This window comes from Lacipirellula parvula (assembly GCF_009177095.1).
In the GTDB taxonomy this organism is placed as follows: domain Bacteria; phylum Planctomycetota; class Planctomycetia; order Pirellulales; family Lacipirellulaceae; genus Lacipirellula; species Lacipirellula parvula.
Map to the genome: position 1 here is coordinate 6644884 of NZ_AP021861.1, position 16925 is coordinate 6661808.

The 16925-nt window shown below is 63.3% G+C and carries 9 protein-coding genes; 7 read left to right on the forward strand and 2 right to left on the reverse strand.

The genetic code is table 11. The features are described from left to right. Positions 1 to 66: 66 nt before the first annotated feature. Both PLANPX_RS25920 and PLANPX_RS25925 read left to right on the forward strand, forming a co-directional pair. Entirely contained in the window at positions 67 to 1467 is a 1401-nt protein-coding gene (locus tag PLANPX_RS25920; RefSeq protein WP_152101526.1) for a 2-oxo acid dehydrogenase subunit E2, read from the forward strand. Between the two features lie 106 nt (positions 1468 to 1573). Then, entirely contained in the window at positions 1574 to 2491 is a 918-nt protein-coding gene (locus tag PLANPX_RS25925) for an alpha/beta hydrolase (RefSeq protein WP_152101527.1), read from the forward strand. Positions 2492 to 2646: 155 nt separating this feature from the next. On the opposite strand, the gene PLANPX_RS25930 is transcribed toward PLANPX_RS25925, so the two are convergent. Continuing rightward, entirely contained in the window at positions 2647 to 3747 is a 1101-nt protein-coding gene (locus PLANPX_RS25930) for a site-2 protease family protein (protein ID WP_152101528.1), read from the reverse strand. A 230-nt stretch (positions 3748 to 3977) separates the two neighbouring features. Next, positions 3978 to 5639: an HDOD domain-containing protein gene (locus PLANPX_RS25935; RefSeq protein ID WP_172992341.1), complete on the reverse strand. Its 1662-nt coding sequence runs from the start codon at positions 5637 to 5639 to the stop codon at positions 3978 to 3980. A gap of 367 nt (positions 5640 to 6006) precedes the next feature. On the opposite strand from PLANPX_RS25935, the gene PLANPX_RS25940 reads away from it, so the two are divergent. The 5 genes from PLANPX_RS25940 (at position 6007) to PLANPX_RS25960 (ending at position 16829) form a co-directional block, all read left to right on the forward strand. Continuing rightward, positions 6007 to 7542: a hypothetical protein gene (locus PLANPX_RS25940; protein ID WP_152101530.1), complete on the forward strand. Its 1536-nt coding sequence runs from the start codon at positions 6007 to 6009 to the stop codon at positions 7540 to 7542. Between the two features lie 347 nt (positions 7543 to 7889). Continuing rightward, complete coding sequence (locus PLANPX_RS25945; RefSeq protein WP_152101531.1) at positions 7890 to 8306, forward strand: BlaI/MecI/CopY family transcriptional regulator; 417 nt, start codon at positions 7890 to 7892, stop codon at positions 8304 to 8306. A 115-nt stretch (positions 8307 to 8421) separates the two neighbouring features. Next, entirely contained in the window at positions 8422 to 14562 is a 6141-nt protein-coding gene (locus PLANPX_RS25950; protein ID WP_172992342.1) for a M56 family metallopeptidase, read from the forward strand. A 452-nt stretch (positions 14563 to 15014) separates the two neighbouring features. Then, positions 15015 to 16223, forward strand: coding sequence for a hypothetical protein (locus PLANPX_RS25955; RefSeq protein ID WP_152101533.1), 1209 nt, complete (start codon positions 15015 to 15017; stop codon positions 16221 to 16223). 117 nt (positions 16224 to 16340) lie between these two features. Then, positions 16341 to 16829 (forward strand): SixA phosphatase family protein, encoded by a 489-nt coding sequence (locus PLANPX_RS25960; RefSeq protein ID WP_172992343.1) that lies wholly within the window; start codon positions 16341 to 16343, stop codon positions 16827 to 16829. Positions 16830 to 16925: the final 96 nt, after the last annotated feature.

A 16925-nucleotide genomic window follows, 5' to 3' on the forward strand; every position in this document is an offset into this window, starting at 1 on the left:
TGCTTCTGATTTTTCGTCGTGTGCTTCGTGCCGTTGTGGTTAATCTTCTTACTCATTCGGAACACGATGGCCACGCAAATCACCCTTCCCTCGCTCGGCGAGAACATTGAATCTGGCGACGTTCTTTCGATCCTCGTGAGCGAAGGCGACGTCGTCACGAAGGACCAAGACCTCCTCGAGCTCGAGACCGACAAGGCCACCATGCCGGTCCCCAGCCCGCAAGCGGGCAAGATCGTCAAGGTCCTCGTCTCCGAAGGCGACACCGTACCAGTCGGCGGCGCCATCTTCGAGATTGAAGCCGCCGCCGGCGGCGCCAGCAACGGCGCAGCCGCTAAGAAGGAACCGGCCAAGGCGCCCGAGAAGAAGGAAGAGAAGCCGAAGGCCGCTCCCAAGAAGGAGGCGATCGTCGAAGAAGAGCAAGTCGACGAAGCGGTCGCCGACGAGCAAGAAGAGCCGGAAGCCCCCAAGCCGGCAAAGAAGCCCGCCGCGAAGCCAGCGGCCAAGATCGCCCCGGCCCCCGAGTCGACGCCAGTGATCGTCGAGTCCGATGAAAAGTCCGGCGACGGTCAGTCCTCCGCAGCCGCTGGCCCCGCCGTCCGCCGCCTCGCCCGCGAGCTCGGCGTCGACCTCCGCCGTGTCCGCACCACCGGCGACCGCATCACCGAAGAAGACGTCCGCAACCACGTTCGCCGTGCCCAAGCTGAATCGGAAGCGAAGGCCCCCAAGGGCGTCACGCCCCCCGGCTCGCCCGAGTCCGACAGCCAAGGCGCCGTCCGCCGCGAGAAGATGACTCGCATGCGGCAGACGATCGCCCGCAACATGCTGAACTCGCACCAGACGATTCCGCAGCTCACCAACTTCGACGACGTCGACGTTACCGACCTCGAGCGCATCCGCAAGGAAAGCCAAAAGGACTACGACTCGCAAGGCGTCAAGCTCACGACGCTGCCGTTCCTGGTGAAGGCCCTCGCGGTCGCGTTGAAGAACCACCCGATCATCAACGCCTCGGTCAGCGACGAAGGCACGGAGATCATCTACAAGGAATACGTGAACATCGGCATCGCCGTCGACACGGAGAAGGGGCTCATCGTCCCCGTCCTCCGCGACGCCGATCGCAAGAACATTCCGCAAATCGCTCGTGAGCTGGTGCAGATCGCCGACGCGGCCCGCAACGGCACGTTCAAGGTCGAAGACCTCCGCGGCGGCACGTTCACCATCAGCAATCTCGGCGCGATCGGCGGCACCTACTCGACGCCGATCATCAATCCGCCGGAAGTCGCGATCCTGCTCATCGGCCGCAGTCGCATGCTACCGCAATGGATCGACAATTCGTTCCAACCGCGATTGATGATGCCGCTGTCGATCAGCTACGACCACCGCATCGTCGACGGCGCCGCGGCTCAGCGGTTCCTTAACGACGTGAAGGGCTACCTCGCTCACCCAGGCCGGTTGCTGCTGGCCCCGTAAACAGGCTCGCTCATCGGCTGACCGCCTGCCTGGCGGAGGCTACTGACGCGATGGGCGAGCTTCGCCCATCGCGTTATTTTTTCCTCGTAACGAAAGCCGTCCTCCAATGCTTCGCTCGCTTGTCTTCGCCGCCGCCGCATCGCTCATCGCCGCCCCTGCCTTCGCTCAACGCGGCGGCTATCCGCCGAAGTTCGAAGAGGGCGTCACAGAGCACGTCTTCAAGCAAGCTGGCGACGTCGAGCTGAAGCTGTACGTCTTCGAGCCGGCCGATCACAAGCCGAGCGACAAAACCCCCGCCATCGTCTTCTTCTTCGGCGGCGGCTGGGTCGGCGGCTCGCCCGAGCAATTCGCGCCGCAGGCCCGCTACCTCGCCTCGCGCGGCATGGTCGCCATCGTCGCCGACTACCGCGTGAAAAATCGCCACGGCGTGATGGGCGTCGATTGCGTCCGCGACGCGAAGTCGGCGATCCGCTGGGTCCGCGCCCACGCCGAGGAGCTCGGCATCGATCCCAATCGCATCGCGGCCAGCGGCGGCTCGGCCGGCGGCCATCTCGCCGCCGCAACAGGCACGATCAAAGAATTCGACGAACCGAGCGAAGACGCCGCCGTCAGTTCCGTGCCGAACGCGATGATCCTCTACAACCCCGCCGCCTCATTCGATCCCGCGACGCTAATCCCCGGCGAAAAGCGCGGCGGCAACTACGGCGCGCGCATGGGCGTCGACCCGACCAAACTCTCGCCCGCCGACCACATCGACGCGAAGACCCCGCCAACGCTGATCATGATCGGCACCAACGACTATCTCATCGGCGGCTCCCACCAATTCACCGACCGCATGAAAGCCGCCGGCGCGCGCTGCGACCTCGACCTCTACGAAGGCCGCGGCCACGGCTTCTTCAACCTCCGCCCCAACAAGCCGAGCAAAGACTTCTACGCCACCACCAAATCGCTGGACAAGTTCCTCACGTCGCTCGGCTATCTCGAAGGCGAGCAGACGGTGAAGGAGTTTTTCAAGAAGAAGTAGCCGGTCAGCGCCGACTCTTGCGTTCACTCAAGCCTTCGAAAGACTGGACAGGATAACAGGATCTCGCGGATTGACAGGATCAGCGGCAACCGCAAGAAGATCCTGTCGATCTATGTAATCCTGTTATCCTGTCAAAAAATCAATCGGTGAAGCTGCTACTGCCGGAACCCCAGCAGCGGAAAGCACAGCACCGGAATCAGCAGCGACGCCAGCCCGATCGCCCACCGCACTGGCCCCAGCGGAACCGAATCATCCTGCGTCTTCGGGTGGTGAATCCCCAAGAAGATCACCAGCAGCAACATCGGCGTCCAGAGGATCGCTTCCTCAAGATTGATCACGACGTAAAAAATCGCGAACGAAATGAAGAATCGCGCGAACGTGTGGGCCTTGTCGAGAAAGAGCGCGTAAATCGTGTGACCGCCGTCGAGCTGGCTGATCGGCAGCATGTTGAGCCCCGTGATCAACATGCCGACCCACCCCGCCATGAAGTACGGGTTTAGCTCCGACAGCCCGACCCATTGCTCATGCGCCCACGGCTTGTCGGGATGAGCCCACTGCAGCATCCACTGCCCCACCAGCGGCAGGTAGAACTCAATCTCGCCCGGCTGTGGCGCCCGGCTCAAGTCGAGCGCCTTGATCCCTTGCCACAACACGGGGAACGCGACCGCCAGCCCCGCGAGCGGACCCGCGATGCCGATGTCAAAAATCTGCCGTCGATCCGCACGGCTGCCATCCATGCCGATGACGGCGCCCATCGTGCCGATTGAATTGAACGGCACCGGAATGCACAGCGGGTAGCTCGCCGGGATGCCGTACTTCACGGTCTGCAAGAAGTGCCCCATCTCGTGCGTCAGCAAAATTGCCAGCACGGCGCCCATGTAGGCGAGGCCGATATGCCAATTCTCTTGCACCACGGCGCCCACCTGCGGCCACGTGACGCTCACGCCGAACTGCATCGGATCCCAGCGCGTGGCGCCGACCCAGAAGGTCGAGATGCACGTCGCGATGAACAACATCGCCGGCACCAAAATTTGCCGCTGCGGCGGGATCTGCACGCCGCTTTCGATGTCCGACTTCATCAACTCCGGCAAGTGGGCCAGCGTTGAATCGTGGAACGAGTCCCCCTGCAGCGGCCGTTTCGCGATCGGCTGATCGACCGCGGCGACGCTCGTCGGGCGGCCGGCAGGAACCAGCGACTGCCCGCCGGACGTCGCGGGGGGCTGGTGTTCGGGGGCAGGATTTTCGCCGGTGCTCATTCGCCAATCATAGCAAACTGAGGGGCCTCGGACAGGCGGAGCCACCCGCGGTCGCTTCGAGGTTTTTCGGAAGACTGGACAGGATCACAAGATGGTACAGATCGACTAGATGAAGAATAAACCGAGCGATTCGCTACCTGTTCATCGCGGCCATCATTCCCCAATCCCGTCGATCCCCCTCAATCCTGTTATCCTGTCTATTATTCGTCAGAAGCAGCGAAAACTTGCCGCTACGAAACCTCGAGGCTCTTCACGCCGCCGGTTCGCAGCGCCGCCGTCAAGCAGCGGTCGGCCGTTTCGAGCAGGCTCACCGCGCGAAAGTTTTTCGCCGGCGTCGCCGCCCACGCCACGCCCGCGCCGGCAATCACCGGCGTCAACTGCTCGCGGCGAACGAGCGGCTCGACCAGCGCCCGCAACTCATCGTGCAGATGCCGGGCCGCCGTCACCGCTTCGTGCCGATCACGCCCAGGCAACATTACGACGCGACGCAACGGGCCCAGTCGCTCGACCGTGAGATGCGGGTCGGCCGCGCGGCACGCGCGATCGAGATAGCGCTCCAGGAGTCCCTCTTCGAGCGTGCTCAACAATTCCGATGGCTGGAACGCGACGATCGCCAGTCCCACCGGCCGCCGCAACGAACGGCAGCGCCCCACTTCCAGCGTGAGCCGCGTTTCCAAGTCGCTCGTCCCAGCCAACGCCGCTTGACTCGCTGCGGTGCGACTTGCCGCGACGGCGAATGGGTTGGAATCCTCGGCGCTCGCAGCAGCACTTGGAGCTTGAGCTTCCGCCGCGACAGCCGCCGTCGTCCCGCGATAAAAATCTTCAAACGACGCCCGCAGCTGCCGCGCCAACGCCATCGCTTGCGTCTCGCGGCAATCGCCTTCAATCGGATTGGCCGCTTCGTTCGCCAACCCGCGGCTCAGCGGCGCCGCCACCGACTCGGCCACGCGCGACATCTGTTCGTGCGCTTGCACGATGATCTGCAAGTAATCTTCGCCGCCGGCGAGCGGCAGCGACAACACGCCCGCCAGTTGCCGTACCTTCGGCTCGAGCGTGGCGATCAAGTCGTTCAGCTTTGATTTGTCGAGTTCGCAGTAAGCTTCGCCCGCGTCGAGCAGGTCGGGCAGCACGCTCAACCGTCGCTGGCCGATGAGCTGCGCGAACAGTTCCGCCAGATGGAGCACCCGCACCAGGTGGGCATGCTCCGCCTTGTTGTGAGCCCAGTACCGAATGTCTTGCTCAGCGCCGATCGCCGTGACGAGCAGCGGCGGCAAGTTCCACCGTTTCAATAATCCCGCCGTCAACTGGCGATGATCGAAGCCCAACGACTCGCGTTCCAGCGCAGCAAGATCCGACTGCGACGCAATCGCCTCGCTCAACAGCGCCGCGTACGGCTCGCGAAATTCGCTCAGCAGCACCAGCACGCCAATGTCTTGCAGCAACCCGGCGAGAAACGCATCATCGCCCGGCTTCCCAAATAACTGTTCGCTAATCTCGCGGGCCGACACGGCCCGCACAAGCGACGTCTTCCAATACCAATCAAGCTGGTCGCGAGCCGCCGACAGGAACAACCCCTCAGGCAAGCTGAACCCAAGCGCCAGCAACTTGAGCGGCTTGATCCCCAACAGCGCCAGCGCCTGGTTGAGATCGCTCACCTCGCGCGGCAGCCCGAACAGCGAGCTGTTCACCACCCGCAGAATCTTCACCGTCAGCGCCGGGTCACGCTCGATGCACTCCTTGAGAGCGTGCACGTCGACCCGCGGCGATTCCGTGAGCCGCAACACCTCGACCGCGACGGCCGGCAACGTAAACAGCGCTCCGGCGCGGCCGACAATTTGGTCGAGCGCGTCGGGGTACGTTGGCGTCACGGAGGCAGGTGTCGAGGCGGGCATACGGCGGGAGCGGGGACTAACGCGGCGGCGAAAACGCCATCGCGCGGCGGGGAATTCAGCAATGCGCAAGTGTAGCTCATAGTGGAGAACCGCCATGTCGCCGCCTGCCTTCGTCGGCACGCGCCTGCCGCTGCTAGCACGACCGCTACAACCGCCCCACGACGGCACGTCGCCCTGCTCCCCCTAGCCCCGGGCTCCGCCCGGGGGTCGCCAACCATTCCGGTAACCGTTGCCCCACGTAACGCTCCCCCCGGGCGAAGCCCGGGGCTAGAAGCGCCTCACACACACCGAGGTGCCCTAGGGCCCCTCTCCGACCCGCAGTACAATCACCCGCCGCCCTTCGCTCGCCTCAAGGATGACGCCAGCCATGCCCCCGTGCTCTCATCGCTCCCACTCGCTCCTCGCGCTGCTTCTAGCCGCTTGCGGCTTAGCGATCTCCCTCGCATTTGCGCCATCCATCGCCCACGCTCAAGCAACCTTCGCCGAAGAAGTCGCCCAAGCGAGCTACAGCGAGCCGATCGATAGCAAGCCGATTGTCGCGGGCGGCGAAGTCGACGCGGCCGCCGTCGCCAAGCAAGCCGAAGAGATCGAAATCATTCGCCAACTCGCCCGCCATCGCGGCGGCCAACCGGCCGCTCTCGCGCAACTCATCCAAATGGCGCGACCTTTCAGCGACGACGTCGCCGCTGAACTGATCGACGAACTCGCCACGGCCCACCTGCAAGCCGGCGAACTCAACCTCGCCGCCGAGACCCGCCGCGTCCTCTCCGAGCAATACCCCGGCACGCCGCGGGCGCAAGACGCCCTCCTCTGGTTGGTGCGTCTGTACGCGAGCAGCGAGATGGTTCACGCCCATCGCGAGCCTTCGCAAGCCGCGCAAGACATGCTGCAACAACTCCCCGCCAACGCCGACCTCGCGAACGCCCGCACTAACAACGCGATCGTCCCGAAGCAGCGCCGCAAGCCGAAGAACGTCGCGGATGCCGCCAGCCAACCCGCCGCGCCCTACGCGGTTCACTTGGCGTCGCAATCGATGGACCGCCATCCCGAACTCGCCGACAGCGCGCCCCTCGCCTACCAACGGGCCGTCGCTGCGCGTCTCGCGGGCGAACAGAAATCCGCGCACGCTTACCTATCGCCGCTGAAGCATCGCCGCCCCGGCGACCCCTGGGGCGACGCCGCCCGCATGGAGTCCTGGCTCGAAAGCGGCGCCAAAGATCGCGCGCCCAAGCCGACGGCCGCCGTTGCCTTCGCGGACAATCCGCCGAAGCTCGACGGCATCCTTGCCGAACCCTTCTGGCAGCTCGCCCTCCCCATGCCGCTGCAAGCGAACGACGCACCGGCCGCTCGCGATGAAGGAGTCGAACTCGCCGCTGCCGAACAGCCGCTCGCGCCGCAATCGCCCGCGACGCCCCTGCCCGCCAGCCAAGTGCAACTTGCCTACGACCGCGAATACCTCTACATCGCGATCGTCTGCGAGAAAGCCCCCACCGGCGACTACCCCGCGAGCGCCGGGCCGCGCCCGCGCGACGGAGCGATCGCCTCGGCCGACCACGTCTGCGTTCGCCTCGATCTCGACCGCGATTATGCGTCTTACTACGAGTTGCTGGTCGACGCCCGCGGCTGGACCGCCGAACGCTGCTGGGGCGATGCGGGTTGGAACCCAGAGTGGTACGTCGCCGCCGCCGAAGCGAACGCCGCCAGCTCGCGCTGGATTGTGGAGGCCGCGATCCCCTGGAGCGCACTCACGACGAAGCACCCGAAGAGCGGCCAAGCCTGGGCCTGCTCGCTCCACCGCATGACGCCGAACGCGACCGACGGCACTCCGACGCAGCAATCGTGGCAAGGCCCCGCGAACCAACCCGAAAGTCCCGCCCACTTCGGCGTGCTGCAGTTCGAGTAGCAACAACCGTCGCCGCAACGCACCTAGCCCCGGGCTCCGCCCGGGGGGGGTGAGCTTCCATTCCGTTTGGCGACGTCGCGCGCTGTGGTAACCGACCCCCAGGCGGAGCCCAGGGCTAGTAACTACTCCATCCAGCGAAGCGCAATCATCCGCGTTCGTTTCTCTTCGTGCCTCGGTCCGTATCTTCGCGCCTCAGTGGTTGCATCCCCCCGAACGCTGAGTTTGTGCTTCTGCCCCCCCACAAACTTTCTCCAAAATTCCGTCGACTCGCTTTATTCTAATTCGTTAGAATTAGCGCCAACACGCCGCCGACGGCCCAACGGCCGCCACCCAGGAGGACCAGCACGATGCCCCGCGCCCCCAGCCCCCACCCCACCGACGTCGAGCTTGAAATCCTCCAGGCCCTCTGGAATCACGGCCCCTGCTCGCTCAGCGTCGTGTGTGAAACGCTCCGCACCGAGCGTGAAGTCGCCGCTACCACCGTCGCCACGATGCTCCGCGTGATGAGCGACAAACAACTCGTTAAGCGAACCGGCAGCGGCCGCGGCGCCACGTGGAGCGCCGTCGTCACCCAACAACGGACCGAAGCCGGCATGGTCGGCGCCCTCGTCGACCGCCTCTTCGCCGGCGCCGCCGACCGCCTCGCCGCCCATCTCGTCGAAGGGGGACAGCTCAACCCCACGCAATTGGCCGAACTCCGCCAATTGATCGATCAGCAATCCAAAAGCACAACCACGAAGCCGCGAAAGCACAAAGAAAAATGACGAAGCCCGAATGACGAATGAAAGTCGCTTGCGTCCCTCATTCGTCATTCGGATTTCGTCATTCGTCATTAACTCCTCAAACGCCAGCTCACTCTTCCCCTACGGGACTGTCGCCATGAACGCCTCGCTCTGGCAACTCGCCGGTTGGACGATGATTCACTCGCTCTGGATCGGCGCCGCCGTCGCCCTCGCCGGCGGCATCGTGCGTCTCGCCGCCCGCCGCGCCGCACCGAGCACCCGCTACGCAATCAGCCTCGTGACGCTCGCGGCCCTCGCGATTTCCCCCCTCGCCGCCGCCACGTGGCTCAGCGTGAACGGCGTGCCCATGATTAACACTGTCCTGCTCCCTCCCCCTGGAGGGGAGGGCTGGGGAGGGGGGCAGCCAGCCGTTAATGGCATGCAGTTCGCCAAAGCGATAGAGAATGCTCAAGGTGCAGGGCAGTCCGCGTACCCGCTTCTTCACCCCTCCCTAACCCTCCCCCTCAAGGGGAGGGAACCAGAAGAAATTGAAAACGCTACCGAGCAATCTGGGGCGCCAACCTCTCTCGTCATCGACCTCGCCCACTCCGATCCCTCGCCCCCGTACTCCGGGGAGAGGTTAGGTGAGGGGCAGAACCTGCTAACGTCGATGCCTCCCGCCGCCGCAAGCGTCTTCCCCAACGCCACGGTCGAGAATCCCTCCCCTACCCCCTCCCTTCCAGGGAGGGGAACCCACTTCCCCACCGATCACCAGTCACCGCTCACCGAATACCTCTCCCGCCTCGCCGCCGCCATCCCCTACCTCCCCATCCTCTGGCTCGTCGGCGCCCCGCTCACCTTCACGCTCCTCGCCGCCGGCCTCGTCGGCTCCGAACGCCTTCGCCGCCGCGCGACGCCACTCGTCGCCGGCCCGGCCTTCGACGCCTGCCAGCGGATGCGCACCGCCCTCCGCATTTCGCGCCGCGTCGCGCTCGCCGCATGCGACGGCGTCGCCCAACCGGTCCTCGTCGGCGTCTTTCGCCCGCTCATCCTGCTGCCGACCGCCGCCCTCGCCGGTTGGACGCCCGAGCAACTCGACATGATCTTGCTCCACGAACTCGCCCACGTCCGCCGCTGGGACAACCTCGTCAACCTGCTGCAGCGAATTATCGAGTCGCTACTCTTCTATCACCCCGCCGTCTGGATCCTCAGCCGGCAAGTTCGCCACGACCGCGAAGAATGCTGCGACGCGACGGTGATTCGCCACACCGATCAGCCGCACCAATATGCCGAACTGCTCGTCTCGATCGCCGCCGCCCTACGAGGCGGCCCAGCCCCCTCGCTTGCCGTGGCCAGCGCGATGGCCAGCCACCCCCTCGCCGGCCGCATCCGCCGGATCCTCAACATCGAGGCCGAACCAATGCGCATCACCCGTCGCACGCTCGCCGCCACGCTCTTGCTCCCGCTCCTCCTCGCCGGCGCCATCCTCTACAGCGGCGCGAACGCGCAAAATCCCCCTCCCTCGCAGGGAGGGGCCAGGGGAGGGATTCCCGATGCTAGCCAACCGAGTACGCTCGCCAGTGACGAGCAAACGGACAAGAACATCGTCCCAACATCCAAGCTATCGTCCTTGGAAGCAAAAGCTCCCGCAGCGCTCACGCAGGCTCTCGCCGACGTCCAAAAAAACAAAGAGGCGTTACTCGCAGCGCAACAGCAATTACAGGCAGCTCAAGCCGACACAAAGTTAAGCAATGATGAAATGGTTGAGCGATTGCTTTTAAAAAGGTTGGATGAAGACGAAACGCACCAAATCCTCACGCAGCAATCTGCTGCGATCAAGTCCCAGCTAGAGAACTGGCTGGCGGCCGGCGTCTCCAGCGACGACGCGGGAGTGAAGCAACTCAAAGATTCCTTGGCAAAGGTCGATGCCGAAATCGCTGAGTGCCGGCAGTCGATTCGAGCGAAGGTCGAAGGCGGGATGTCCCTAGGAAATGACGATTATCGTAGAAACGTCCGAGAAGCGATTCGTAACGACGAAGCCAATCGCGCGCGGCAGCTCATCTTCGAACGCCAAAACGAGTTCCGCAATTCGCTCAGTCGGCTCGCTAACCTCACCGTCGCCGTGAACGCCAATGGCCCTGGTCCCTCAAGCCAGCCTGCCGCAGCCAACAACGCCCCCGCAACCGCCAGCGCCCCGTCCGCCGCCGCGCCGACCGCAACCGAAGATGCCCCCGTCTATCTGATGACACATCCCCTCGACAAATTCCCCGAGAACGTCGACATGCGGCGTTGGATGGAGATCGTTACTTCAGATCCACGCATCGAAATCCAATGGCAACCAGCGGAAAAACGATTCGTAGTTGCCGCCCCCAAGAGCGGCCATGAGCAATTCACGGCTCTACTTGCAGCCGCCCGCAAGTCGATGGCTGCCGGCGAAGAACCTTCTGCCAACGCAGAAGTCTCCCAACTCCAAACCGAAATCCGCAACATCGAAGCGGAAATTCGCAAAACGCAAGAAGATCTCACAAACCTCGAAGTCTTCAGGCAGCTGGCGGTTGAAGGCGCATCGTCACCGGCGCTGATTGAGCAAGCGATCGCCTTAGAACTTGAAAAGAACGAAACGCTGAAGAGCTTCAACAATCGTCTCCTCGACATCGATCGCTTCGTTGCGTCGGAGGAATCACAGCTGGCTGACGATGCGACCGACCAAGAGCGCGAGACGATTGCCAACCTCGGCGCCCTCCGCAAAACGACGGCCGCAAAACGCGACGCTTACCGAACCGAAGCGGCAAAGAAGCTGCGCGACCGCATCGCCAAAATGCCAAATGAAGCCCTCCGCTCCGCGACTATCGAGTACAACATCCGCCGTAAAGTCGTCGACCGCAAGCTCGCCGAGCATCAACAAGAACTGGATGCAGCCCGCCAGAGGCTCATGCAACTCGGCGTCGACAACCACATCCCTACCCTGCGAGACGAAATCCGCAACCTCGAAGTGCTCGCCGCCAGGGCTCAAGAGGAAGTGGTCAATCTCGAACTCTACAAGCAAATCGACGGCTACGGCCGTCACCCCGGCAGCGGCGAACTCGACCAAGCTATCGCCAAAGAAATGGAGCAAGACCCGACCGTCAACGAACTACGCCAAAAACTGTTCGAGCAACAAAGGCAACTTCAAACGCAACTCGCCGAATCGAAGAACCCCAACTCCTCGGCAATCAAAAAGCTGCGATCTGCCGTTCAACTGACCGAAGCCGAGCTAGCCAAGCACGTACAGCAACTCGAGAAGTCGCTACGCAAGAAGCTTGCCCACATCCCCGCTGATGCGAAAGCGCAGGCCGAAGCCGAGTACAACACCCGCTACCAAGCCGCGAAGGAGAATCTCGCCAAGCACCAGCAGAACCTAGCCGCAGCCAAGACGAAGCTGGCGGAACATGCATCGAGCGAGAATATCCCTAGCTCGCCGAACCAAGGCGCCGCCCCGCGAGATCCCGCGCTGCAGCCGCTCCTCACGCCGGAAGACGTTCTCAAAAAGACGCTCACAGACACCCGCCAACGACTCGCGGACCGACTCGCAACAGCCAAAGAACATGGCGCCGGCGGAGTCCCTGAATCTCAAGGTCTTGGCGAGCCCTCCCTCACTCTGCGGGAGAAGATTCCAGCCTGGAAAGCGATGAATGAAGCCCGTTTGAAAGCGGAAGACGGCCCCGCCCCCGATTCGCCGGCCCCAAACGCCGCCCACATCGAAAATCCCGCCAACAACGCCCAACCAACCGCCAACGCCCCCGACATCGCGTCAGCTCAAGCGCCAAATCCGTCCACCGATGCTTGGTCGGCCCCGCCAACCGCTGCATCACCGGCATGGAATACTCCCGCCCCTAGCCTCGCCCCCACCGACCCGGCAAGCAATCCATGGGGCCATGCTGCGCCGCAGTCCACCGATGCCTCCTCCCCTCCCGCAATCAACCCGCAAATCGTTCCGCAGTCCGCGAACCAGCCCGCGCGCGAATCTTCGGCATGGAACCAAAACACCACGGACCCGTACGCAGGCGTCGCCCAAACATCCCCCTTCGCGCCTCCCTACCACGCCAACTACGCCACCAACGGCGGCATCCCCGCGGACTTCAACGGCCTCGCCAACGCGGCCAAGAACAAACACGACGGATCCATCACTTGGGACGAGGCCTTCACCACCCTCCACGTCTACGGCCCGGCCAACCTCCACGCTCAAGTCCAACTCTATCTGCAGTGGCTCAGCACCAAAGACACGACAAATCCGCCATCCAACCTCGACCTCAAGGCGATCACGGGGCGACATCGAAAAACAAACTACGAACTCCGCAAAGGCTCGCGTCCGATCGTCGAAGCGTGGTTCGCCGAGCACCCCTCCCACGGCCTGAGCTACCACATTGCCGAGCCCAACGAAGCCCCGAGCCTCGTCGCCCGCGGCCCGCAAGAAGCGCACGAGCAGCTGATGGCCGCGCTCGTGAATCTGGGAATCCTGCGCTCGACGAGCGGCGAACCACCGCAACCTTCAGCGCCAACGGCCACACCGCCGCAATCGCCCTCCTTCCCCACCCTCGAACACCAAAAACTCGCCGACCGCGCGTACAAACTCCTCGGCCTCGAACTCGAACCGCTCAATCCGAAAGACCTGGAGCGAGTCAAGAAGCTCGGTTACACGGGCGGATTGAAAGTCACTCAATGCACGCCCCTGATCCGAAATTCCAACCCCGAACTCCGCGGCGGCTTGTTGGTCGGCCTCCATGTTTGGCCCGTCACCGACTTCGCGTCGCTCAATGAAGTTCTGCAACGCCCCGACTTGGCTGAACTTGAGCCGCTGAAATACTACGCGATCATCAAAAATGAATCGACGACTAGCAGCGCCGAGCAGCCCGACCTCTTGATCTCCGGCCGCCTGCCAATCGACGCCGCGATTCTCGATTCAATCAAACAGACGGCCGCGACAACGAATTCGACCGAACCAGATTCGCCGCGCGACCCAGCCCTCGCAATGAGCCCCGTCGGCGATCTCAGTCACTACTCGGATGTTGCGGGCGGCCCTGGTTCCGCAAACCAGGGTGGCGCAGCCCCAGGGAGCATCCCTGCCAACGCCATCATGTCCTCGAGCGACTTTGAGCCAATTTCCGTAATACAAGCGCCAACCACGCAGAAGACGGGGCTCACGGGCGAAACCACGACAACCGCCTACCTCAAAGTGGATTTCGACCGTCTCTCCGGCGCATCGGCCAGCGCTGGCGGGCGAACCACGCCGCAAGAAATCCAGCGCAACGCCATGAACTGCCTGACGTTTGTCAAAAGCCCAAATGTCCTGCGAGCGGCTCTGAATGCCGTCACGCCCAAAAACTTTACCATCACCTGGAGCGCCGACGCCGTCGAACAACTGCAAGAACGCTTGAGCGCCTCCTTCCCGGGCGATGGCGAGATTCTCGAGCTGAAACTAAAAGGCGATGAAAAAATCCCCGGCAACGAGATCCTCTTACAAGCAATCATCGACGCCTTTATCGCCGCGATGAAGACTCCGCCGGGAACCTCGGCCGACGCCAACGCAGCGCCCACCCCACCGACCGGCACGGCCAGCGAGCCCACTTTCCTCTACGACGGCAAAACCTTCGAACAGTGGCGCGATCTCTGGAAACTGGAGCTCAACCCCAAACGTCGCGTCGAGGCGATCAAGGCGCTCACCGCCTTCAACCGCGCCGGCCGCGGCCGCGAAGCCGCCGACGCCGTGTTTGAAGTCGCGAGCCAGTACGACTTCGGCAATTACGCCTCCAGCAACGACGACGATCAAGTGAAGTTAACCGTCATCAAACTTTGCACGGACAGCTACGGCAATCAACTTGCCACCACCGACTGGATTCCTGCGCTGGAGAAAGTCCTCAAGAAAGACCCCAAACAAAACAAAGGACTCGCCCTCTGGCTGCTATCGGAATTGCAGGACACCAGCGACGAAGCGAAAGCAGCATTGCAGACGCTGGCGACGAATGAGGATCCCGAAATTCGCGACGCAGCCGAAGCAGCGCGGACGTGGCCCGAGAAGCTGCTCGAAAAACTCATGAAAGCCGACGCCGACGGCGATCAGCAACTTAGTAACCAGGAAGTGATCGACGCCAAAATACTTAGTGCGCCCAACTTCAATTCGCTCGACAAGAGCGGCGATGGTCAACTTAGCGTCGAAGAGTTGCGAGCAAAGATTCCGCACCCCCTCGATCGTCAGGGTCGCTACCTCATGATGGGCGGAGGGGGCGGCATGGGCGGTGGAGCGGGCGGCGGCTTCTTCTAAACCGCCCCGCCCAGCGCAGCCCTCCACATCGCCACGCTCCTCCCCACTTCGGACTGGTCGCTTAAGCGACCAGTCCAATGCGGCCTCCATCCCGCGCTCCCACCGCCCTGCTCCTGCTGGGTGGCCGAGAATCGTTGTGGAAATCCCCGCCCCGAACCGTTAGGTTCGATCTACCGGCGCGCGGGAATCGCTGCGCGCCGTCGTCGCGCGATCTGCTCGTGGCTTAGCCGCTTAGCGGCTACTCACAGCAACGATCACAATCAGCGCCACACGACATAATGTCGCCTCAAATACGACACCAAGGACGCGACAAATCACCCTAACGCGTTACTGCAAAACAACTTAATCCCGCCAACTTAGTGTCGCCTAAAATCGCATTCACGACATGCGACCACTCGACGCGACACGACACGACATCAACTCAGCATCCACTCCGCCAGCACGGCCAACTCATGCCCATCCTCATCGGCGTCGACGAAGCCGGCTACGGACCGAACTACGGCCCGCTCGCCATCGCCGCCACCGCCTGGCGAGTGGCGGAGAGGCTAGAAGCCAGAGGTCAGAAGCCAGAGAAAAATAAAAAGCGAGCCGGGGGGTTCATCCCCCCGGTCTTGGCTCCATCCCTCCCCGCGATCGACCTCTACAAACTCCTAAAAAAATCGGTCGTCCGCTCCCCCCAAGAGTGCCCCAAGCGAATCGCCATCGCCGATTCCAAACAACTCTACAAACCAGGCCTCGGCATCCGCCATCTCGAACGCGGCGTCCTCGCAGCGCTCATCAATACGTCGCCGACGACACAACAAAAGTGCGTTGAGCGCGTTGAACAACTCCTCGCCGCGACGCTCGCCGATCCGCACTCGCGCCGCCACGAACTCGCCTGCCACGCCGGCGACGACCAACAGCTGCCGCTCGATGCCATCGCGGAAGAGATCTGCACCGCAGCCGCCCTCTTCCGCGAAGTCGCCGCCGCCAACGGCGTCGCGCTGCTGACGATCCGCGCGAAACTGATTTATCCCGCCGAGTTCAACGACCTCGTCGACAAGCACGGCACGAAGGGGGCGGTGCTGTCGCATCTCACGCTTGAGCTCGTGCGCGAGACGGTCGACGCGGCGCTGATGAACGGAGGGATAAACCCTCCGGCTCGCAATCAATCGAACCTTCCGGCTCGCCAGTCAGGCATCGCCTCCGCTCGCAAACAACCAAAATCACAAGCCACGCTCTTCCCCCCTGAACCCCGAACCCCGACCCCTACGACCTCCCGAACCCTGCGCCCCGAACCCTGCCACCTCACCTTAGACAAACACGGCGGCCGCAACCGCTACGCCGCGATCCTCCAGCACCACTTCCCCGACAGCTGGATCGAAACCCTCGACGAAGGCCGCGCGGCGAGCCGTTACCGTTGGACCCATCGCGACGCCCCGATCGAAGCGACCTTCCGCGTCGGCGGCGAAGAGCAACTCCCGACCGCGCTCGCCTCGATGACCGCCAAGTACCACCGCGAGTTGGCGATGCGAGCATTCAACGATTTTTGGACGACTCGTCTCCCCGGCCTCAAACCAACCGCCGGGTACCCAAACGACGCGAAAAGATTTCGCGCGGAGATCGAGCATCTGCAACGCGAATTGAAAATTGACGACCGACTTATTTGGCGGAATCGATAATGAATGCGTCAGTTGTCAGTGGTCCGTTGTCAGTTGCGAAATGCAGGAACCCGCGACCGAGCATCGAACCCGACAACAACTGACAACGGACCACTGACCACGGACAAAAAAGAAAAAATGCACCTCTACATCATCCGTCACGCCTGGGCCTACGAGCATGGCGACCCGCGCTGGCCCGACGATTCGCAGCGCCCGCTTGAAGATGCAGGCGTCGAGCGATTCGCGCACGTCGTCGAACTCCTCCGCGAGCGCGGTTTTGCGCCGCAAGCGATCGCCACGAGCCCCTACGTCCGCTGTCGGCAAACCGCAGAGATCGCCGCCGCACACTCCACGCAGTCGCCGCAAATTACCGAGCTCGACGCATTGCAGCCTGGCAGCGACTTCGCCGAGCTGATCGCGTGGACGCGCCAGCAGCAGGTCGATTCGATCGCTTGGGTCGGCCACGCCCCCGACGTCAGCCTGCTCACCGCCGCCCTCATCGGCGACGGCGACGCGCTCATTCGCTTCGCCAAAGGCTCGGTCGCCTCGCTCCGCATCGCCCCCCCGCTCGGCGCCGGCTGCGGCGAACTTGAATGGCACGCCACCGCGAAGTTGCTCGGCGTCTAGCCATCATGTCGACGGCGCGAGATAACCGATGCTAGGGAGACGCGATCATAGCGTGATTCACAGTCGTCTCTCACGAGACTGCTAGCAAGGAAGCGG